17 protein-coding genes are annotated in these 22,649 nt (G+C 39.9%); 8 read left to right on the forward strand and 9 right to left on the reverse strand.

What is annotated here, in order from left to right:
• Positions 1-7 precede the first annotated feature (7 nt).
• Positions 8-1,504 (forward strand): ABC transporter permease, encoded by a 1,497-nt coding sequence (locus AA0Y26_RS17365; RefSeq protein ID WP_413363300.1) that lies wholly within the window; start codon positions 8-10, stop codon positions 1,502-1,504.
• A gap of 20 nt (positions 1,505-1,524) precedes the next feature.
• Positions 1,525-3,342 (forward strand): ABC transporter substrate-binding protein, encoded by a 1,818-nt coding sequence (locus tag AA0Y26_RS17370; RefSeq protein ID WP_413363301.1) that lies wholly within the window; start codon positions 1,525-1,527, stop codon positions 3,340-3,342.
• A gap of 95 nt (positions 3,343-3,437) precedes the next feature.
• On the opposite strand, the gene AA0Y26_RS17375 is transcribed toward AA0Y26_RS17370, so the two are convergent.
• Together AA0Y26_RS17375 and AA0Y26_RS17380 are read right to left on the reverse strand one after the other, a co-directional pair.
• Positions 3,438-4,010 (reverse strand): Fic/DOC family protein, encoded by a 573-nt coding sequence (locus AA0Y26_RS17375; RefSeq protein WP_413363302.1) that lies wholly within the window; start codon positions 4,008-4,010, stop codon positions 3,438-3,440.
• Positions 3,997-4,170, reverse strand: coding sequence for a Zn-dependent hydrolase (locus tag AA0Y26_RS17380; RefSeq protein WP_413363303.1), 174 nt, complete (start codon positions 4,168-4,170; stop codon positions 3,997-3,999). Before AA0Y26_RS17380 ends, AA0Y26_RS17375 begins: the two co-directional genes overlap by 14 nt.
• A 425-nt stretch (positions 4,171-4,595) precedes the next feature.
• Here AA0Y26_RS17380 and AA0Y26_RS17385 point away from each other — a divergent pair, with 425 nt between their 5' ends.
• Positions 4,596-6,587: a methyl-accepting chemotaxis protein gene (locus AA0Y26_RS17385; RefSeq protein ID WP_413363304.1), complete on the forward strand. Its 1,992-nt coding sequence runs from the start codon at positions 4,596-4,598 to the stop codon at positions 6,585-6,587.
• 650 nt (positions 6,588-7,237) lie between these two features.
• On the opposite strand, the gene AA0Y26_RS17390 is transcribed toward AA0Y26_RS17385, so the two are convergent.
• Complete coding sequence (locus AA0Y26_RS17390; protein ID WP_413363305.1) at positions 7,238-7,711, reverse strand: DUF2062 domain-containing protein; 474 nt, start codon at positions 7,709-7,711, stop codon at positions 7,238-7,240.
• Positions 7,712-8,346: 635 nt separating this feature from the next.
• Between AA0Y26_RS17390 and AA0Y26_RS17395 the strand changes: the two genes are divergently transcribed.
• Positions 8,347-9,072: a hypothetical protein gene (locus tag AA0Y26_RS17395; RefSeq protein WP_413363306.1), complete on the forward strand. Its 726-nt coding sequence runs from the start codon at positions 8,347-8,349 to the stop codon at positions 9,070-9,072.
• A gap of 214 nt (positions 9,073-9,286) precedes the next feature.
• Positions 9,287-9,985, forward strand: a complete 699-nt coding sequence (locus AA0Y26_RS17400; RefSeq protein WP_413363307.1) for a DUF421 domain-containing protein — start codon at positions 9,287-9,289, stop codon at positions 9,983-9,985.
• A 374-nt stretch (positions 9,986-10,359) separates the two neighbouring features.
• Here the strand turns inward: AA0Y26_RS17400 and AA0Y26_RS17405 are convergent, their stop codons facing one another.
• From AA0Y26_RS17405 to AA0Y26_RS17430, 6 genes are all read right to left on the reverse strand, one after another.
• Positions 10,360-11,133: an SDR family NAD(P)-dependent oxidoreductase gene (locus AA0Y26_RS17405; RefSeq protein WP_413363308.1), complete on the reverse strand. Its 774-nt coding sequence runs from the start codon at positions 11,131-11,133 to the stop codon at positions 10,360-10,362.
• Between the two features lie 182 nt (positions 11,134-11,315).
• Entirely contained in the window at positions 11,316-13,010 is a 1,695-nt protein-coding gene (locus AA0Y26_RS17410; protein ID WP_413363309.1) for a methyl-accepting chemotaxis protein, read from the reverse strand.
• A gap of 374 nt (positions 13,011-13,384) precedes the next feature.
• Positions 13,385-14,227, reverse strand: a complete 843-nt coding sequence (locus AA0Y26_RS17415) for a hypothetical protein (protein ID WP_413363310.1) — start codon at positions 14,225-14,227, stop codon at positions 13,385-13,387.
• Positions 14,228-14,532: 305 nt separating this feature from the next.
• Positions 14,533-15,744, reverse strand: coding sequence for a serine/threonine transporter SstT (sstT, locus tag AA0Y26_RS17420; protein ID WP_413363311.1), 1,212 nt, complete (start codon positions 15,742-15,744; stop codon positions 14,533-14,535).
• A 249-nt stretch (positions 15,745-15,993) separates the two neighbouring features.
• Positions 15,994-16,461 (reverse strand): NUDIX hydrolase, encoded by a 468-nt coding sequence (locus AA0Y26_RS17425; protein ID WP_413363312.1) that lies wholly within the window; start codon positions 16,459-16,461, stop codon positions 15,994-15,996.
• A 424-nt stretch (positions 16,462-16,885) separates the two neighbouring features.
• On the reverse strand, positions 16,886-17,623 hold the full coding sequence (locus AA0Y26_RS17430) for a 3D domain-containing protein (protein WP_413363313.1): 738 nt from the start codon (positions 17,621-17,623) through the stop codon (positions 16,886-16,888).
• A 1,481-nt stretch (positions 17,624-19,104) separates the two neighbouring features.
• Here AA0Y26_RS17430 and qoxA point away from each other — a divergent pair.
• From qoxA to AA0Y26_RS17445, 3 genes are read left to right on the forward strand one after another with little or no spacing between them, the layout of a single operon-like run.
• Positions 19,105-20,043 carry a cytochrome aa3 quinol oxidase subunit II gene (qoxA, locus tag AA0Y26_RS17435; protein WP_413363314.1) on the forward strand — a complete coding sequence of 313 codons (939 nt, stop codon included), beginning with the start codon at positions 19,105-19,107 and terminating at the stop codon, positions 20,041-20,043.
• Positions 20,044-20,090: 47 nt separating this feature from the next.
• The gene (gene qoxB, locus AA0Y26_RS17440) at positions 20,091-22,049 is read left to right on the forward strand and encodes a cytochrome aa3 quinol oxidase subunit I (protein WP_413363315.1); all 1,959 of its coding nucleotides are present in this window, start codon (positions 20,091-20,093) and stop codon (positions 22,047-22,049) included.
• Positions 22,049-22,648, forward strand: a complete 600-nt coding sequence (locus tag AA0Y26_RS17445) for a cytochrome (ubi)quinol oxidase subunit III (protein ID WP_413363316.1) — start codon at positions 22,049-22,051, stop codon at positions 22,646-22,648. The genes qoxB and AA0Y26_RS17445 overlap by 1 nt, the downstream gene beginning before the upstream one ends.
• Position 22,649 lies beyond the last annotated feature (1 nt).

The raw sequence follows: 22,649 nt of genomic DNA on the forward strand, positions 1-22,649 counted from the left end.
CAAAGCGATGAAATTTATTTCAGATGCAAAGCTATTGCTAAAGGTTACCCAGGAATACAAGACAGCACAGTTTACGCTTGCTTTCTCTGCCATTTTAACGCTTCTGTTCCTTTTCTATAGTTATGATTTCCAAGCTGGTCATAGCCGCCCGGTTGTACTCATTTTCTTCGGCATTTATGCTGTGACAACGGGCCTTATCGTCCTATCATCGTGGAGGATAAAAAAGGATCTAGCAAGCAGTCGTGAAATAAAACGGCCTACAAGATTATTGGGCCTTCCTCTTGTATTCACGATACTAGCAGGCAATATTTTCGCAGCGAGCTATGGCTTCCTGCTTCTGTCGAAAAATAAAACGGCCGAATATACATTTGCTGTCTATGCCCTGTTGACACAAGTTTTCATTTTGCTGATCTCGGCATTGAACATTTACAAGCCTTATGTAGTCGATTCATTTTTACTGGCAATGGGTGCTTTTATCGGGCTTTCGATTTTTTACATAGCCATGATATTCCTTATCGCCAAATATGTAACGCCGGCTGCAGCGCCTAAATGGATGCTTCCTGTCGGTATTGTCTTACTCGCAGCAGTGGTAACAGGAAATATCTTTTCCTTCCTGCTTGGCTACAGCCTCATCCAAAAGGCACGCAATAAAGATGCTTCTGCTGTAGAGAAGTGGCAGAAAATGTGGCAGAAGATTTTACGGAATACGATGGCGGTATTCGGGCTGTTCTTTATTATTTTTATGTTTTCCCTTTCAGTTGCAAGTTCCTGGACATTTGACTATGACTTTGCAACAGAGAACAATTACAGTGCCTTACTGCAGACACCGTCCCTTGAGCATCCGCTCGGTACGGACGATTACGGACGGGATTTATTTTCCCGTATCGTTTTTGGTGCCCAAATCTCCTTGATTGTAGGGTTTTTCTCTACAATCATCCCGGCAGTTATAGGCGGCGCACTTGGCGCAATTTCCGGCTACTACGGAAAGGCAACAGATAGTATCATCATGCGTCTGCTTGATGTGTTATATGCAATTCCAGGGATTTTACTGGCCATCGCAATTATCGCGGCTTTCGGGGCGAACACGACGAACCTGATTATTGCACTGAGCGTAGGTGCCATCCCGACATATGCACGGACTATGCGCGCAAATGTCATGCAGATTTCCAACTATGAATTCGTGGAATCCGCCAAGGCATTAGGTGCTTCTGATCGTGCGATTATATTCAAGCATATTGTGCCGAATTCTCTTGCTCCGATGATCGTGAAGGCAACACTCACAATCGGCGGTGCCGTCATTTCTACAAGTAGTTTAAGCTTCCTCGGACTTGGGGTTGAACCTCATATTCCCGAATGGGGCAATATTTTGAAAGTGGGAAGCGCCTATTTAGAAACACATTCCTATGTGGCTATCTTCCCGGGGCTCTGCATCATGCTTCTTGTACTGTCCTTCAACTTCCTAGGTGACGGATTACGTGATGCGCTTGACCCGAAAGCAAACTAACATAATTGGAGGAATTTCAAATGAAAAAACGCAATAAATTATTCTATGCCGGCGTTACAACTGCGGCTGCAGCGGTTATGCTTGCAGGCTGTGTCGAAACAAAATCAGATGTAGAAGAAACAAAGACAGATAATCAAAACAACAGCGGGCAGCCGACAATTGAAGTTCTAGGCATGGCCTCAAACGAAGCTGACATGAACATCCTTCGTGACCAGCTTGTGAAAAATGGTTTTGATGTAAAATTGAACATCCAGCCGGATTATGGTTCATTTACAACACAAAAAGAAGCAGGAAACTATGATGTTGCCCTTTCCAGCTGGACTACAGTAACAGGAAACCCGGACTATGCGGTGCGCGGCCTATTTAAATCAGGCGGAGATTATAGCGATACTTCCGATGAAACAGTCGACAAGCTGATTGATGAAGCAAGTACGCTAACTGGAAAAGAAGCAGAAGAAAAATACGCAGAGCTGGAGCAGGCACTTGTATTTGACAATGCCTATATCGCACCACTTTATATTTCGAAGAAGTTCCAAGGGATTTATTCTAAAGAGGTAAACCCGGATACAGTACGTTTATCAAAATCACGTGCGCAAGCATGGGAAGATATCTCCTTTAATGATGAAGCAAAAAATGCAACAGACACACTTGTATTGCACCAGGCAATTGCATCATTGACATCCCTTGACCCAGTCAAAGGTAATGACGGCTCGATCAATACATTAAACACAAATATGTATGTGCGATTAGTCAATTTAACAGATACAGATGAAGTTGTATCAGATGGTTCTTTATCGATCGACCATGCTTCTGCAGAAGATAATAAATCCTACTACTTTGTGCTTCGTGATGATATCAACTTCACAAAAGTTGAAAACGGTGCAGCAGTCGATACAGGCGACCTTGTTTCAGCGGAGGATGTTGTTTTCTCTCTAGAACGTGCAAAAGATGAAAAGTCAGTACCGGACCACCGTACGTACTCTATTCATGAAAATATCGATACAGTTTCAATCGTGGAGGACATCGGCGAGCTTGAAGAGATTACATCAAGTGAAGGCGGCAGCATCCTGGAAGCTCTATCCGATGACCTGCCTGCAGCTATCGCAGAAGTGGTAACAGATGAAGCGGATGTGGATAATGCGGCTGGTAAATACCAAGTAGTAAAAATTACAACAGCTGACCCATTCCCGCAAGTACTTAACTACCTGGCTCACCAATCAGGCGGTATTGTTTCTGAAGCACAGGTAACAGCAGTTAATACATTCGATGTGGAAAGCTACGATCCAAACAAGGATATTGCGTACGGTGACCAATCCGTTGTAACGGAAGGCGCTTCTTATAATAACCACCTATGGGCAAGCGGTCCTTACATCATGGTACAGAAAAATGACTATGAAGCGACATTTGTAAAAAACCCTGCTTATGCGGCTGGTACAGAGAATGAACCTTTAATCAACAATATTAGCGTACGTTTCATTCAAGACAATGACAGTGCAGTATCTGCTCTGCGTAATGGTGAAATCCATGTATTGCAAGCAGTACCTGAAACGAAAATCGATGTTGTCGAAGGCGACAGCAACCTGACATTGAAAACTGCCGACAGCAATGCTGTATCTTATGCGCTATTTAATCCATCTGGACGTGCAGTATCAGAATCTGCCGACTTGCGTAAAGCAGTACTTTACTCGATCAACCAAGACGAGTTTATCAGCTATTACCAAGGCAACAAGCTAAAGGCTGTATCGACAGTATCTCCATTAGTTAATACAGGCTTAGAATTAGTAGCTGACCCAGAGAAAGCAAAAGAATTCTTAAACGCTTATAAAGAAGAAAAATAAAAACCAAAAAAGCTCTAGGCAATGACATATCATCGCCTAGAGCTTTTTCCCATAAAAAAACGCCTAAAAAGAGAAACTAACCTTTTCAGACACTATTACATGTGTAATGTTTTCAAAAAAATAGACTCCAATGCTGTTGAATCAATAACCGATTCAATCATTGCCTTCATATATTCCTCTTTGTCTAGACTTGCATAATCCCATTCATACCCTTTTGTTCTAGCATAGGCATGGATGAAGATTCTTGTCGCACGGCCATTCCCCTCACGGAAAGGGTGCAGCATATTCAATTCTGCCTTGAAATAAGCTAGACGTTTAGCGGCAGTGCCGATATCATGCCAATCTCCTTCTTTATGTAATGCACCAAATATTTCATCGGCCATTCGGTCAATATATTGGAATTGGCAAAAGCGTGTAGTTCCTTTTGAAAGCTGTACATCCCGGAACTCTCCTGCAAATCGATAAATATCCTGGAACAAATAACGATGCAGCTCCAGAAATCCGGCTTTCGTAAAGCCTGAAATGTGATAAACCCCATTTTCAATTTCCAGTGCCCGAATCATAAAGGCGTAAGCTTCTGCTAGCTCAAGCTGCTCAATCGTCTGAATGCCAAGCTTATTATGGCTCAATAAATAGGAAGCGTCTTCACCAAAATTATACTTTTCCATGCTGCAGCGCTTCTTTTATCATAGTAGGCGTTAGCTTTTTTCCTGCATTGACGGTTTCAATAGCTTTTAAAGCCAGTTCTTCATCCACGTATAGGTTTTCAAGAGCTAAGTTTTTTTCTACGCGCTTAAATTCAAGCGAATTGATCATGATTTTTTTCATTTTCCCGCCCCCCATATCGACTATTATACATGAAGACAAGGCACTTATGCATTTATCAACCGCTGCCAATTGGGTGGCAAATAATTCATTTCATTAAAAAACCTTATTACCTTTGTCACTGAAACTACTATTCGCCAGTCAGAAAGTTTCCCTTCTTTTAAAAAAATTATTTGTTGGAGGTTATAGAGCATAAAAAAGATAAGAGGTACACTCTAAATAGTTCCATCTCTCTATATTTCAAATTATTTTTACTACGTTAAACACGTAAAATTCTATAGAAATCGAATTTTCCCTTAATATCCTAAAATTATCCCTTTTTCAAAAAAATCTCATGTTGATTTCTTATTTGTTTTTACTATAATTAATACGCATGATTACATAAATGGTTTTTTTTGATAATATTCTATTTTTCGGGGGAAGGTTCTGTGTTTCATTTTAAAAGTCTTCGTATAAAATTAACAATCTGGATTTTGTTGTTGGCAATTATCCCTTTAGTTGCTGCAACTATTTCTATTCAAGCAATGAACAGCCTAACATTAGTCACAAAAGAAAAAACAGCGATGCAGGATGTCGTTAACAGTAAAAGTGAGGATATCACCCGGTGGTTTGAGGCACGCAAGAGCGAAATGGAGATTGCTGCTGAAAGTGATATTATGAAATCACTTGATTCTTCACGCATCAACCCATTTCTTACTACATTGAATGAGCGGTCAGAGGTTTTTGAAACGATGTTCGTATTGGATACAGATGGCATTGTTGTAGCCCATACAAAAGCTGATTCTATCGGCTCTGACTATAGCGACCGCAGCTATTACCCCACTACCTTGGCAGGTTCGGCAAGCTACTCAGATGTGTTAGTTTCAAAAGCAACAGGTAATCGAATTGTCGTTGCCACTACACCAATTAAAGATAGAAACGGCGATGTCATCGGCATTCTGGCAGGTTCGGCGAATTTTGAGGTATTGATCAATACATATTTAACATTTGACGAAAAAGATATGCAGGCTGAAATTATTCTTGTGGATGGCAGCGGTGTTATCCAAATGGACAATAACACGGATAATATAGGAAAACCGCTGGAGGAATCTTCTCTAAATGAAGCGATGAGAGAGATAGTCAAAGCGAGCCAGACATCAGCAGATATGGTAGATGTAGAGGAGGCAGGCCAGAACCAGCTGCTCGCATATGCGCCAATTGATGCTGTCGGCTATGGGCTGAGTATGCACATACCAGAAAATACGGTACTTGCTGAATCAAAGAAGCTTCAGAATATAACATTGGCTATCATTGTGTTGGCTGCGTGCATTATTGCCGCTATTTCTTACACAGTCGTCCGGCGCATTGTCAAACCAATTATCGCTGTAACAACAGGAATGGACCAAGTAGCAGAAGGCAATTTGACAATTGATCCCCTGCAAGTCAAATCTAAAGATGAATTGGGTCATCTAATGGAGAATTTCAATACGATGGTGCATAATACGAAGGACCTTGTTGTAAGTATCCAGCATACTGCTGATCAGGTTGCGGCTTCGTCAGAGCAACTGACAGAAAGTACAAATGATACGGTCGCAGCTTCCGAGCAGATTGCTGCCTCTGTCCAAACCATTGCATCAAGTGCAGAACAGCAGGCAAGCTACACTGAAGACGTCAAACATGTAGTAACAGGCATTTCGCAAGGCATTACACTTATCACAAACAATATCGATGAAACAAATAATGTCGCCCACCACGCTGTTGAGGTAGCTTCCTCTGGAACAAATGTAATCCAGAAAACAGTGACTCAGATGGAACGAGTGGAAGCAACAACCGATGCAGCCACTAGAACAATCAATCACCTAGGTTTGAAATCATCGGAAATTGATAAAATCATTGCTGTGATTACAAGCATTGCCGATCAGACGAATCTGCTGGCATTAAATGCAGCAATTGAGGCGGCCCGTGCCGGGGAATCAGGAAAAGGCTTTGCTGTTGTAGCAGATGAGGTACGTAAGCTCGCGGAACAATCCGCACAAGCATCCGGACAAATTAGTCAGCTGATCAAGGAAATCCAGCAGGAAATTCATTCCTCTATCCAGGCGATGAACGACGGAACAGAGGCAGTAAAAGAGGGAACAACCCTTGTTGCTTCTGCAGGTGAAGCATTCCATGACATTGCTCGTGTAGTAAATAATGTCTCTGATCATATGAAGCAAATTCATGAGGAAAGTACCCGCATCCAGACTAATGCAGTAAAGATGGTCGGTGATATCGAGCACATTACGGAAATTTCAATTTCTACTTCAAGTAACACACAGGAAATTGCCTCCGCTTCCGAAGAACAAAATAGCTCAATGGCTGAAATGGCAACGATGGCCAGTGCATTATCTGATATGGCTGTTGAACTGCGCCACTCTGCTCAAGTCTTCCAAGTTAAATAAGCATTCCCCTGCTGCTTACGGGCAGCAGGGTTTTCTTTTAAGCTGACTAACATAACAACACCCTTTTTTGGCGATTTCAAAAGGGTGTTGATCTTTCTTTTTTGTTTTCATAAAAAGGAATAGCTCTTTTATTTACACTCGTTCATAAAAGCTGACCACTAATTAGTATATGCTTGAGACCAATGAATAGTTCTTCCATGTTCCCCACTTTTTACATTCCGCTTCCTACATATACGCAAGCAACGTAACCGCTAGACCGGCCACTGTTGCCAATAAAGCATACATGATTGTGACATTCGAATTTTCTTTTTCCTTTTCTTTATTCCGCATACGCACCCTTCCCTGGAGTATTTTGGACGAATTAGCAAGCAGCTAATGCTGTTCTTTGTTAACACCTTTCCCCTAATTCTTAAATGTATACAGCATGCGGCATCTAGAAAGATTTTAGGGTTCGAAAGGTACAAAAAATCGGGCGCAGGGTTACATTATTGACTAAAGACTTATTCGGCAGTCAAGCACATCTCTTTCATAATGAGTGTGCCTGTTTCCATTAAAGGGCCATTTAGACGAAGACGTTGGCCATCTTTTCTTAATGTGTAGTGAACTTTATACTGCACAATGAACTTCGATAGTTGTCTTCAATTACAGTTTTATCTAATTTTATTTAAAATCCTGACCCGGTACGTCTTAAATAAGATATACACAATAAAGTAAACTAGAATTGAGGAGATCAGTATATTGATAGCTGCTCCTGTTAGAAATAAGACCCCACTAGAGTGGGAACCGGCAATCCCTTTATAGGTATGATGAGTAGCATTTATATATCCGACTTCATCTAGTTCATCTACCCTTGATTCCCTTTCCAATATTAAGCCCCCGACTTTATAATTTAACAAGAATAGCAGCGGCCATATAGGAGTTCCTATGATTCCGCCAACAAGGGCTGAAACTTTATTTGCCTTTACTAGTCTTGCCAAACCAAGCGAAAATACGGGCCCCAGTCCAAACGTAGGAATCCAGCTGGGAATAAGACCTATAGTTAGACCTAATGCTACATGTTCTGGATTAGATTTAAGTCGAAATAGACGGATTAAAGTATATTTAATTCTACGGGTTATTTTCATCTGTGTAGATCCTTTCCAAGTACCTTAACATAACCTTAAGAGTCAATGCTTCTAGTGTATCATTATGATAGTTTTATTGGTGCAAATGCAGCAATAAGGATTTATGAGAAGAAATTTGAAAGGGACGGTTATAATCCCTCCGCTTTTAGTAAACCCTTTACCGCTAATTAGTAAAAACACAGTTTTCTAATGACTATTTGCAGCAAACCCTATTGAAAGATTACTACAATACAAATTACGCAAATTTAATACAATTAGATAATTTTAGTAAACCGCAAGTCAATCACCTGCCACTTCTAGTTATACATAACAAACGGATTTTATTTGATGCTTATATGTTTACCTCGAATTTTCTTATTTTATCGCTTCCGTTTAGGTGTATCGATTATAGCATGTCCCTAAAATTGAGAAGTACATGGAAGAAGCTGAACTCGCATTTTTATATAAAGTGTTGTGGATTGATAAAGAAAAGAATTAATTTTTATGTAATTCAACAATCGGAAAAAACGAGGTAGAAAAGGCGTACAGCGATTAAATGCATTGAATCCAGTAAACACGAGATTTCTGTTTTGTTTTAACTATGTAGAATTAGGCTATAAAAACCTTACACTAAACATCGGGGGTGGGAGATTTTAATGGAGATTGCTCTAAGTTTGATTTTCGCTATTGGGTTTACATTCATTCATCTATTTTCTAAATCAATGACATTTATTAAAGACACGCCAAGAAGTAAATTTCTTTCCATTGCAGGTGGAATAGCGGTTTCTTATGTTTTTATTCATCTACTGCCCGATTTAAACAAACATCAACATATTATAGAGAAGGCTGGTGGTAGCGGGATCTTCCATCTGCTTGAGAATCATGTCTATTTAATAGCCTTGCTAGGGTTAACCATTTTTTATGGTCTTGAAAAAATGGTGAAGAATTCAAAGAAAGAAAACAATATGGATAAAGCGGACCCTGGTATATTCTGGATACACATATCCTCCTTTTTTGTTTATAACGCTCTAATAGGCTACCTTTTAATTAGAGAAGAATATAATGGCGATTGGGGAATGTTCTTCTACTTTTTAGCATTAGCTGTTCACTTTATCACGAATGATCACAGTCTTAGAAAAAATCATGAGGCAGTTTACGATCGCTACGGAAGATGGCTGCTGGCTGCTGCTATACTTTTCGGATGGGTGGTTGGATTATTTGTTGAATTAGAAGAAATTTATATATCGTTACTCACTGCCTTCTTAGCAGGCGGGATTATTCTCAACGTTCTAAAGGAAGAATTGCCGGAAGAAAGAAAAAGCAGCTTCTTTTCCTTTTTCCTTGGCGTCTTTTGTTACTCCGCCTTGTTAATGCTCGTTTGACTTGAGAACTTTCCCTAAAAAACAATTAGCCTTTATCATACAAAAGGGTCCCTTGCTGGGGGCCTTTTTTGCAGCGCTTTGTTAGGTCATGGCAGCACCAATCATACGATGCCGTCATAATGGAAGTAGGATAAACGGCAGAATTTATGGACATTCTATAAACAAATTCGAAAACTTCCTTCGAAAGAATGAAATTTGAAGGGTGAAGATGTTTATGGTTTTATCAGAACTTATAATTAGACTATTTATCGCTTTCTTTGTTTTATTTGTCCTAACTAGAATCATTGGAAGAAAAGAAATCAGTCAAATGACCTTCTTTAATTTTGTTTCTGCCATGGCCATAGGGTCCATCACCGCAAACTTAGCGGTTAATGAAAATCTAAGTATCCGAAACGGATTAATTGCTTTAATAGGGTGGGCAGTATTCACCTTGTTGATGGGATTTATTGATATAAAATCCAAGAATTTAAGAAAATACACAACGGGTGAGCCTATTATTGTTATTAAAGAGGGCAAGATTATGGAGCATGCATTAAGGAAAACGCGGCTCGATATCGATACGTTGAAATCAATGTTACGTGAAAAAGATGCATTTTCTCTAAACGATGTTGAGTACGCTGTTTTTGAAACGAGCGGGAAATTATCTGTCATGAAGAAAGACAATAAACAAACGGTAACCAAAGGGGATTTAAGTATACAAACTCACTATAAGACTTACCCTGTTGCAACCGAAGTGATTTCAGATGGCGTAATTAATACGAACAACCTTTCCCGCTTAAATCTTGATAAAACATGGTTACAGCAACAGTTAAAAAATGCAGGCGTAAACTCTGTTGATGAAGTATTTTTTGCAGAGGTTCAGCCTGATGGGAGCCTTCGTATCGATATCAACGATGATAAATTACAGAATTGAGAAGATGTGGAGGTAACTTACCTAGACGGGTATTTTTACACTCTTATATTTAGCTTATCAAGAAACCGAGGGGGAGTTACTAGGTACGAGCTAACAATTAAACGCAGATTCTCGACAACCGGGCTTGATTGCGGAGTAATACAAGTAGAAAATGAACAAATTTTTAAACTGCGGCAAAGCATCTGTTCTGATCAATCTTGCTCAGACCGGATGCTTTTAATTTGCTGTAAAATATAGTCTCCGAGGTATTTTTACTCAACCTTTATTCGAAAGCTAAGCAGGAGGCAATATAGCATGCCCACTTTCCACAACAACTCTAAAAGGCGTGGACCGGAAAAACGGACATCACTCCTTTTTATTCTTCTATTCTGCTCTTACATATTAAATAGGCCGCCATCAACCGTATAAGAGGACGAACTTACATACGACGCTTCGTCCGAAAGCAGGAAGACGATGACATTCGCTACTTCCTGCGGTTCCCCGTAACGCTTCATCGGTACGGCCTCATTATAAGCCGAACGAGCTGCTTCTGCTGATCCTGGAGCTACATTCGCCTCGATTTGACGCATCATTCGTGTATTGATGACCCCCGGATTGACCGTGTTGACCCGGACACTATAATCCGCCGCCTCAATCGCCGCCACTTTATTGATCCCCATTAAGGCATGCTTGGAGGAGTTATACAATACCATCCCAGGAGAACCGATGAGACCAGCTACTGAAGAAGTGTTAACGATCGAACCTCTTTTTTGTTTCTTCATGACAGGCAGTACATACTTAATACCAAAAAGTGCTCCCTTTACATTGATATTATAAACAAAATCAAAATCCTTTTCTGTTACTTCCTCAAGCGGCTTTGCCGGTCCTTCAACGCCTGCGTTATTTGCGAAACCGTCAATTTGGCCAAATTTTTCAACCGTTTTTTCAACATAGTTTTTTACATCCTGCTCTTTCGATACATCGGCCTTCACTACAAGTATGTTATCTTCCTGTAATTGCAGCTCTGAAACCATATTCTCTATAGCTTCTTCATTTACATCCACCAATGTTAATTTGGCTCCTTCACTTGCAAGTCTACGGGCAACTTCTTTCCCAATACCGCCAGCTGCACCTGTAATGATAATGACTTTATCCATAAATCGTGACATAAAAACTCCTCCTGCCTTTCCGTTAACAACAATAATTTATTTTCTCTTTCTTTCATTACTATGCCCGAATAGATTCAAAAAAAACACAAGGCATCTATATACAAGCACGATCATTTGAAACAAATTTATATAAAAATAAACACCCTTTCGAATCACTTCGAAAAGGTGTTACTAACTAATAACTACACTTTAAATTGATTAATCTGTGTCAACAGTTCTTCAGCACGTTTTGATAGCGCAGCTGAAGATAGTGAAATTTCCTCCATAGAAGCCAGCTGTTCCTCTGACGTAGCTGCCACCGTTTCTGCATTCTCGGAAGTCTGCTTGGCGACATGCGCTACCTGATCGATGGATAGATTCACCTGCTCGGCACTTGCAGACATGCGCTGTGCTACAGCAGAAATTTCCTGAATTTGTGAAGCCATTTCACTAATAGAAGACTGAATCCGCTTGAAACCAGCTCCTGCTTCCTGTACTACGGAAATACCGGATGCCACTTCATCTGTTCCCTTCTCCATCGTTCTAACTGCATGCTTTGTATCCGCTTGAATTTCTCCAATTAGCCCTGCAATTTGATCTGCAGAAGTTTTAGACTGTTCCGCCAGCTTTCGTACCTCATCAGCTACAACAGCAAATCCTTTTCCATGCTCTCCTGCTCGAGCTGCCTCAATTGCTGCATTCAATGCCAACAGGTTCGTTTGATCTGCAATACCTGTAATTACTTCAATAATTTTCACGATTGCTGTAGAACGTTCCTCTAGTTGTTGAATGACCGTCGCCGAATCATTTGTTGATTCATTGATTTTATCCATTTGAATAACAACACGCTGAAGAGCGACATTCCCCTCATCTGCTTCTTTCGTAGCTTCTGATGACACATCTGCCACAGTTGAAGTCGCTGTTGCAACTAGCTGTACGCCCGTCATCATCTCCTGCATTGCTTGCGAGCTTTCATCTGTGCTCACTTCCTGCTTTTTAGACCCGCCGGCCACTTCTTGAATAGATGCGGCGATTTGATTCGTTGCCTCTGTTGTTTGTTCCGCGCTTGCCATCAATTCCTCAGAGGAAGCTGCCACCTGTTCAGCACTAGTATGTACCTGGCCTACGAGACTTCTTAAATTTACGAGCATCCCATTAAATGATGAAGCTAAATCTCCAAATTCATCCTTGTTTTTTACCTGCACAGGCTCAATTGTTAAATCCCCTTCTGCCATAGCCTTCGTTGCTTTCGTCAATTTTTGGAGAGGTCCTGCAATTGTAGTAGATACTATCCAGCCGATAACTACAGCCAATAATAACGTAATTAGACTAATGACCGATACGATGAGCGTCGTATTATTTGTTCCTTGCTTGTTGTCCTCGTTTGCTTCCCGCATTAATGTAACTGCCTTCTCGCCATATAGAGAAGCGACATCAATCATTCCTGTTGTGATTGGTTTAAGTCTTTTATCCCACACTACCATTTTTTCATCAGTTGTCGGATTTTCTTGTAAGCTTCCTACAAAAGCATCGTACTCTTTTGTCAGCTCTATATTTTTCAGTTCAATTTTATCTAGTGCTCTCAGGAATTCTGCATCTGTTACAATCCCGCGCATATCCTTTATAAGCACATCTATTTCTTCCGTAGCTTCCCTGAATTCCGTACGCAGATTCATCGTATCCTCCAGAAGAGTGCCCCGGACAGCTAATGATTGCTTTTGCACTTTTACAACAATTTCCTTCATATATGTTTGAACTTCAACCTGCTCATTAATTACTTTTGAATATGAATCTGTAATACGCTGCAAAGAAAACAGAGCCATTCCTGCTACTATGATGAGTAAAACGGCCACAATCATGAAACCTGTAAATATCCTTTTTTTCACTGATATTCTCATAAATACACCCCTTGATTAATGAAATGACAAAAAGCCAATATAAAAAAGATGAGCCTCCTAAAAAGAAGACCATCTACATATTGCAGAAGAACTAGAAAGGTATGACTTCTTATATCTATTTTCATTATATTGAATAAACAGAAATTTTCCATATTTTTTTCACATTTACATTAACTTGTTGATATTTATTATAAATATACCGCACAAATAGATATATAGACTCATTAAAATCATTTTAAATATCAACATATAAAGGGTTTACATGCCTTTTGTATCTTATAAAAATAGTTCAAAAGACAAATATAAAGAGAACTTTCAGCGCAGAAAAGAGGTACTTCTATCATCAAATCGTTATTGCCAATCAATTTCTATCCTCACACTATATATTTCTTCGCAAAAACAGATAAGTCCAAGCTGTTTATTTTAAAATCCGCTCCGCTATAAATAACAAGCTCTTTTTCTCCTCTCTCATTCATTCCTATATCTCCAACTCCTGTAAATGTCAAAACCTCTCCTGCCTCTAAAGCTTTAGAAATAGAGATAAATTTGTTTAAATAGCTGCTGTTTAATCGTTCCCTCATAAATTCCTCAGGATAAATGACCTTCAGCATAGCATCATTATGTTCAATATAAAGATCAGCTACTTCCCCAGCCGCTACAGCCTTCTGAATAAACCCTAGTACAAGCCTCACTTGTCCTACATCTCGTTGTTTAATTTCATCTACAAACTTTTTGCGGATAGCCTTACCTTTCACCAACGTGTCATCCTCTAATAGGTCTCCATCATACAATGTCATCTGGACATGTTTATTCCTGCGTTCCTTCTTTCCTTGCACCCTTACTCTTTTTACGGAAACTTTGTCTTTAACAGCTTCATTATCCTCTTCTGGTTTTGTAAATAGCCTTGCAGCCTCCCGCAGAGCATTTTGCTTTCTATTACCGCTGATAGTGAGCGTCTTATCCTCCAAAAAACCCTCTTCGATCCCTGCCAATTCTCTGTGTACATTATAGATACATCCTTCGCTATGCTGTTGGCGGCGCCAAGTCTTAAAATGAGGCTTTTCCCCCCCGCTATATGACAAAAGCGCAGGGCACCCCTCCGTTGGGCAGTAAAGCTTTCCTTTAAACCTTTTTTTATATTTTTGTCGATTCATGTCACTCAAATGGATGATTTTCTCTGCCCCATCTAGTAAGTATCTGCCGTTTAAAATCCTCATTCAATCCCTCCTTGAAATAAACAAATAGCCATCCAGAATCCCGTGATCAAGATACCAGATGACCTTTCGTATGTATGTTTTTCCGTGTGCCTGCCAGCAGCCTCTCTATCAGCACATATGAGCCTCCAATCCATTCTCTATAAATTTTGCTTCCATTTTTAATGCTTTCTATATTTACGTATGCATTGATCAGAGAGAATATATCTAGGCGGTCCAGAAATTTTCTATGGTATTCATTAGGTTATCTACTAATATAAAAAGGCCGTAACATTTATGTTACGGCCCTCTAAAGATACTTTTTCCTATTAACTAATTTTTCGCGCTTTTGCCTGCTCGGCAGCTGCAGTAAACACAACGTCTGAAGAAGAGTTCAGTGCTGTCTCACATGAATCCTGTACGACCCCTATGATAAAGCCGATTGCTACAACCTGCATAGCGATGTCATCTGAAATGCCAAATAAGCTGCACGCTACCGGAATTAAAAGAAGTGATCCGCCAGCTATACCAGAAGCACCGGCCGCTGAAACGGCCGATACAACCATTAAAATAACAGCAGTCGCAAAATCCACCTCGATGCCCAATGTATGAACTGCTGCCAGCGTCAGGACAGAAATTGTCACGGCCGCCCCAGCCATATTGATTGTCGCTCCTAGTGGAATCGATACTGAATATGTATCTTTGTTTAACCCCAGCTTCTCACACAGCTTAATATTCACCGGAATATTTGCTGCAGAGCTGCGTGTGAAGAATGCTGTAATACCGCTATCCTTTAAACATGTTAATACAAGCGGATACGGATTTTTTCTTGTATAGATAAATACTAATACTGGGTTTACGATAAGGGCGATGAAGAACATGCTTCCCACCAAGACTAATAGCAGTCGACCGTATTCCGATAAAGCTGACAGTCCATTTGTTGCAATGGCATCGAACACAAGGCCGAGAATTCCAAATGGTGCCAAATTGATCACCCATTGCACTACTTTCGTGATAGCATCCGAAATGTTTTCCAATACATTTTTCGTCGCAGCACTTGCTTGTTTTAACGCAATCCCTAATACAACAGCCCATGCTAAAATCCCGATATAATTGGCGTCCATAATAGCAGTTACGGGGTTTGTTACGATATTAAAGACCAGCTTCTCTATTACTTCACCGACTCCGCTGGGCGGTGCTACATCTTGAGCTGATTCTTTCAGCGTTAATGTTACCGGGAAAATATAACTTACTACTACCGCTACGAAACCGGCTAGGAATGTGCCGATTGCATAAAGAACAAGAATAGATTTCATATTTGTTTGAGTACCGCTTTTTTGTCCGGCAATGGCATTAATCACAAGGAACAGTACAAGGACAGGCGCAACTGCCTTTAGCGCACTTACAAATAATGTACCAAGAATTGAAATGCCGCCTGCCTGTTCAGGGACTGTTAAGGCTAGAATTCCCCCGATAATGATACCGATGATGATTCGATTAACCAGATTAATCTGGTTCCATCTTGAAACTAAATTCTTCATTATTTCCTCCAACTGTCTTTCACTGTACTCTCAAGACGGATATATGTTTTTTTGTATAACACATAGTAACATAAAAATTCGGAATACAGTAATTACTTTCTTAAAATAGAATTATACATACTTATTCGAGATTTTTTAAGTATAAACTTTAATTATTTCGTAATTTAAGAAAAAGGAAATACTATTTTGGTATCTTCAAATGAAAATCTGCTCCTCTTATTAAAAAGAGAAGCAGATTTTATTTCCTCTCTATTCAGATGCCTTCATTTCCCTGGATGCCTCAATAAACCTGCGATGGCTCCCCACCATTGATTCAGGGAGCTGCGTATCTTCAAAATACCCTGCTTCTAATGTTTCCGCAGGATCAAGCTGCAGACTTCCTTCTACCTCGCTCGTGAGAAAAACGGCTGTAACACAATAAAATTCATCTCCGTTAGCTGCTTTCATGTAATACTTTTCACCTGAATATACATTCAAGAGCTGTAGATTACGTACGCGCAGACCCACTTCCTCAAACACTTCTCGTTCGGCCACTTGTTCAAAGCTCTCCCCTAGATTCATGAGCCCTCCTGGCAGCCCCCATTTACCCTCTGGCCGTTTTTGCAAAAGCACTTTCCCAGCAGGGTTCCGAATGATGACAACCGCGCCAGGCAAAATAAGCGGCTGGGTCCCTACGTAATCTCTCAAATATTTATAGTACTCCGTATGTTTTGACATCGTTAGACCATCCTTTTCTATAATCGAGAGCTGTTTTGTATTAAAAAAATAGATTACTTTCTATTTTATACTGTCCTTTCCTAAAAGGTTACTGTTTACACTATTTTCTTTCATTACTATGAAATCTTTCAGGAGGAATTCCTTTTTAATGGGGAAGACCTGTCTCGTATTCCAATGGCAGCGATGCAGCGTGCATGTAGTTTCATAACCTCCAACGATAATGTACCTGTCTCTCCCATTAGCCCTAAAATGCTGGGGTCCGCTCCAAAACAAAAAATCCACTTGAAAATGAATTCAAGTGGATCATGCCAATCGTTTTCGGCTTAGAGCCAAATATATGTGCTTTACAAAGCAGCTGCTCTATCAGTAAGTATAGCGGATAATTCTTACTTAACGTCGAAGACAACTGGCATTATGAGCTAAATCAGTTGAGTACTCTAAGTTTAACGGTCTTGACACCCCATGCAATGGCATTTTCATGGGACGGGATGAAGACGTCAATTTTATGCCCCTTAATAGCACCGCCCGTATCCCCTGCAATTGCTTCTCCATAGCCTTCTACCCATACTTTTGTTCCCAGCGGAATGACTCTAGGATCGACAGCGATAACTTTACGGTTTGGATTAGCTCGTAAATCTATACCGTACGCAGTTGTCCCTGAACAGCCTTCACAATAGGCTGTATAAGCAGTTGCTGTAACAGTCAGCTCTTGGACCGTTTCAACTTCTTGCGGCGCTGCTGCTGCTGTTTCATTTGCTTGTACTACCGGCTGAGAGGCTGGAATCACAGGAGCCGACGCTACAAACGTTTCTGGTAAGTCTGTACCTTTTATCTCTTCACCGCTCACTTTTAATTCATCCCCTGGATAAATTAAATAATCGCTTAACTCATTCCAGCCTATGATTGATTCAAGTGACACGTTATGGGCCAAGGCAATACGGTAGAGGTTGTCCCCCGCTTTAACCTTATACACTTCCGGCTCCAAATCCAAATCAAGCTGGAATGCTATTGGGATGGTAGCATCTAAAGCATCTGTAAAATAATAATCGTTAGGATCAGATTCCTCTTCATTATCTCCAATTGGCAGATCCGTCTGTGCCGAAACCACCGAGGTGGTTAAAAATACAACCAAAGCAAAGATGAAACAAGTCATTCTTTTCATCACAATGCCCTCCTTTTGTAGAAATTTGTTGCTTCACGTCCAAATTTGTCCAAAAGATATAAAAAATAAACATTTATTTTGAAAAAAGAGATTATGCTAATCTTAATCACTGATTTTAGGAATAGGAGCTGTACGTTTTTACAAAGGAAGAAGTAGAATTTTTCTTTTCATTACAGCTGCATGTACAGGCTGATTGAGATCTCTTCTGGAAAAGCTTTTAAAGAGAGAAACTTTTCATTCTTTACATAACAAAAAACCATTTTCCAAACTCGGCTAAAGAGTAATGGAAAATGGTCTCTACCTATTTAGTAGTTTAAGTTTCGTACTTCACTTTACACTAAATAACGCTAACTAACCTTTTTCATACGACAAAAGCTTCTTGTCCATTTTTATGCCCTTAAGATGCAGCAGCTATTTATTGTATGTAAATTTTCTGTAAAAGCGTCTGCATCAGCTGGATATTCATACAAGCTTTAAATAATAAATTTAACTTATATAATAAGATAATTGTCCCACAATCAGGAGACGTGCAGACCGATGAACAATTCGATTAAAAATAGATAAAATACTCCATAACTTGAGTGAAAAAAACGGTTATTTTTCTCCATCAGCTGCATTCCGCTCTATTTCTCTTAATATCTTACTATTTAAAAAAATCGTTCACTTTACCCAATCTATATACTTTTTTGTAAAAACATTGGTATTACGCCATTTTATGAAAAGAATCTAAATTGTCTGATTATTACGTATTTTAACGAAGCCATAAAAATGCCACAATTTTATCTTAAAATTATCACTCGAAAAATCATTAAAAACCGTTAATAATCACCTTTCTTCTGCTTGGTGTCTCAACGCCTATTTTCCCCTTTCATTCCTGCCCTTTTATCCCCCTCTAAGTGCATAACATTTTTTTGACTTCGATTTTGTAATTCACTACAATTTACTTGGAGCCAGAGATAAGAAAAATGTTACGTTTAAAATTGTGCTTAATATATTAAATTCCAGCTTTTGTTTAAGTAGAAAAGAATGTAAATATTCTATCAGGCATGATTTTATAGTAACGATTTACCTCAGCTCACACCTATCATATATACCTATTTCTTTCCCTTTTGTTTTCGTATTAAACGGTGTTCGCACCTTCTATAGAAAAACGGAATCTTATATAGAAGTCCAACGGAAAGAGCAGCAGATATGGAGCAGAAAACTTCTTACTGTTTAAAGATGCGATTTGCTATGGCAAAATAGTAAACTTGTAAACATTTATTAAGATGCTAAGTTTTCAACATGTTCTTTTAAGAACTTTCATGCTGCTTCTCGTACGTTTACTGGATTACAAGATTCATATAACGGCAACTAGGGAAGATGAGTAAAAGAGGAATCGTTCTGCTCAATTATTGGTTGAATATTCCTTTCGAAAATCTATAAATGGGTAAATATGTTGTTAAATAGCTGTACCTAATTGAATTGAAAGGAGTCCAACTATGAAAGTGAATTTAAAAGGGACTTTATTAGCATCTATAGTCTTCGGCACGATGCTTCTTGGTGGATGTGATCCATTATTAGTGCTTGACCCTAAAGGTCCTCAAGCAGAAGTGCAGGCAAACGACACAATGTTGTTAATCTATACCATGGGTGCGATTGTCTTAGTTGTATTTGCAATGTTGATATTTATGTTAGTTAAATATCGCGCTTCAAAACAAAGCCCTGACTATGAGCCGCCACATATCCATGGTCACTGGTTAGTAGAAACAATTTGTATTGGGGTTCCGGTTTTAATTGTTCTCTTCTTAGCTGTACGATCAGTAGAGAGTAACTATTTAGTAGAAAGCGCACCGGAAGAATATGTCGAAGAGGAACCATTAGTAATTTATGCATCTTCTTCAGATTGGAAATGGCATTTTAGTTATCCAGAGCAAGGAATTGAGACAGTCAACTATTTATACATTCCAGCAAACCGTAACATTGAATTCAAGCTATACTCTCATGGACCAATTACAAGCTTCTGGATTCCACAACTTGGCGGTCAGAAATATGCGATGGCCGACATGGTAACAACGCTTCACTTAGCGTCGGATGTAGAGGGTGAATTCTGGGGCCGTAACGCAAACTTTGCCGGTGCGGGTACAGCAGAACAAACTTTTGATGTAACTGCTCTATCTCAAGAGGAATTCGATGAGTGGGTAGAGGAAGTACAGGAAACTGCTGAACCAATTACAGAGGAAAAATTCGAAGAGCTACTTGAGCCTGGTCACCTTGGCCGTTCTACTTACACAGGTACACACTTAGAATTCTCACCAGCACCTGAGCATAATCACGGCAGCTCAGATGATGTGAACCATGATCAGCACGAAGAAGACACGGATCACAGCGAGCATGAAAATCACAATGACACTGAACACGAAGATCATTCTTCTCATTAATGATGTAAACAGAAAGACTGTAAAAGTCTGAAAGGAGTTACAACAGTATGGAATTTTTTGAGCGCTTTATGATACCACATCCAAGTTTCTTAATTTACGTTTCGATGGTATTGATTGTGCTTGTATCGATTGCATTGGTTGGTGTCATCACATACTTCAAGCTATGGGGCTACCTATGGCGTGAGTGGATTACAACAGTTGACCATAAGAAAATCGGTATTATGTACTTGCTGATGGCCCTCTTAATGTTATTCCGCGGTGGGGTTGATGCGATCATGCTTCGTTATCAACTGTCTATGCCGGAAAATACATTTTTAGATGCACAGCACTATAATGAGGTATTTACAACTCACGGGGTAGTCATGATCCTATTCATGGCGATGCCTTTCATTACATTCTTCTTTAACTTTTTAGTACCATTACAAATCGGGGCACGTGACGTTGCGTTCCCACGCTTAAACAACTTGAGCTTCTGGCTATTCTTTATGGGTGCTATGCTATTCAACCTTTCATTCGTTGTCGGGGGATCTCCTGATGCAGGCTGGACTTCATACTTCCCATTAGCAGACGTTGAGTTTAGTAAATCAGTCGGTACGAACTACTACATGATTGCGATCCAGATTGCAGGGATTGGTACGTTAATGACGGGTATTAACTTCATTACGACAATCATGAAAATGCGTGCACCAGGCATGACATTATTTAAAATGCCAATGTTCACTTGGTCAGCGTTAATCGCAAACTTAATCGTTGTATTTGCCTTCCCAGTTCTAACAGTAGCGTTAGCAATGGGTGCGATGGACCGTCTATTTGATACACAATTCTTCGCAATCGGCAACGGCGGTATGGATATGCTATGGGCCAACCTATTCTGGGTTTGGGGTCACCCTGAAGTATATATCTTGATTTTACCGGCATTCGGTATTTTCTCAGAGATTATTTCAACGTTTTCACGTCGTAACCTATATGGCTACAACTCAATGGTGTGGTCGATGATCGTTATCTCTGTGTTTGCGTTCACAGTATGGACGCACCACTTCTTTACAATGGGTCAAGGTGCTTTCACAAACTCAATCTTCTCTATTACGACAATGGCAATTGCCATCCCAACTGGGGTTAAGATCTTTAACTGGATGTTCACGTTGTATAAAGGGAAAATTGAATTTACAACACCGATGCTTTATGCAGTTCACTTCATCCCATTATTTACACTTGGTGGTGTAACAGGGGTTATGCTTGCGATGTCTGCAGCTGACTACCAATACCACAATACAATGTTCTTAGTTGCCCACTTCCATAACGTAATCATCCCTGGTGTTGTTTACGCGATGTTAGCTGGTTTAACATTCTACTGGCCAAAAATGTTCGGCTTCATGTTGAATGAAAAAATCGGTAAAGCAACTGTTTGGGTAATGTCAACAGGTTTCTTGCTTGCGTTCATGCCAATGTACATCACTGGTTTAGACGGGCAAGCACGTCGTATGTACACTTACTCAGAGTCAACTGGTTTCACAACTTTAAACATGGTTTCATTCGTTGGTGCTGGAATCATGGCTGTATCTTTCATCATGTTAGTTTGGAACATTTGGTACAGCTTCAAAAACTCACCACGCAACATCGGTTCAGATCCATGGAATGCACGTGGTCTAGAATGGGCAACACATACGCCAATTCCAGCGTATAACTTTGCTATTACACCAGATATCACAGACAGCACTTCTGAAGCATTCTGGGATATGAAACACAACGGCACTGAAATTTTCAAAGGCGAGATCAAGAAAATTCACATGCCAAACTACTCAGGTGTTCCATTTATCATGAGCTGTGGATTCTTCCTACTAGGATTCTCGTTAATCTTTAGTATGTGGATTCCGGCAATTGTCGGCTTGATTGTTGTTCTTGCATGTATGGCATATCGTTCATTCGAAAAAGATCATGGCTACTACATTCCTGAAGAAGAAGTAAAAGCAACAGAAAAACAATATGAAAAGCGAGGTGCGAAATAATGGCTAAAGTAGATCACTCAGTACCACTAGAGTATAGTACAGAGGAAAACGACCTGAAGATCTTTGGTTTTTGGGTATTCCTTGGTGCGGAGATTATGCTGTTTGGGACATTATTCGCCGCGTACTTTACATTAGTAGATCGTACAGGCAGCGGTCCGTCTGGTGCAGAGATTTTTGAAATCACACCAGTGCTTGCTGAAACGTTCTTACTATTAACAAGTAGTTTTACAATTGGTCTTGCAATTCATGCAATGCGCCTTGGCAGTAAAAAAGCGACACTAACGTTTATGGGTATCACACTAGCATTAGGTTTAGCCTTCCTGAGTGTTGAGATTTATGAATTCCTACACTACGTACATGTAGGTGCAGGTATTACAGTAAGTGCCTTCACATCGATTTTGTTAACGACGTTAGGTACACACGGTCTTCACGTAACGGTTGGTTTCTTCTGGGGTCTATTCATCATGATTCAAATTGCGAAACGTGGTTTAAATCCAGAAACAGCGAATAAGTCCTTTATCTTCTCGCTATACTGGCACTTCCTGGACGTTGTGTGGATCTTCATCTTCAGTTTCATTTACTTGAAAGGAATGATGTAAT

The organism is Lysinibacillus canaveralius (assembly GCF_047301505.1).
Taxonomy (GTDB): Bacteria; Bacillota; Bacilli; order Bacillales_A; family Planococcaceae; genus Lysinibacillus_B.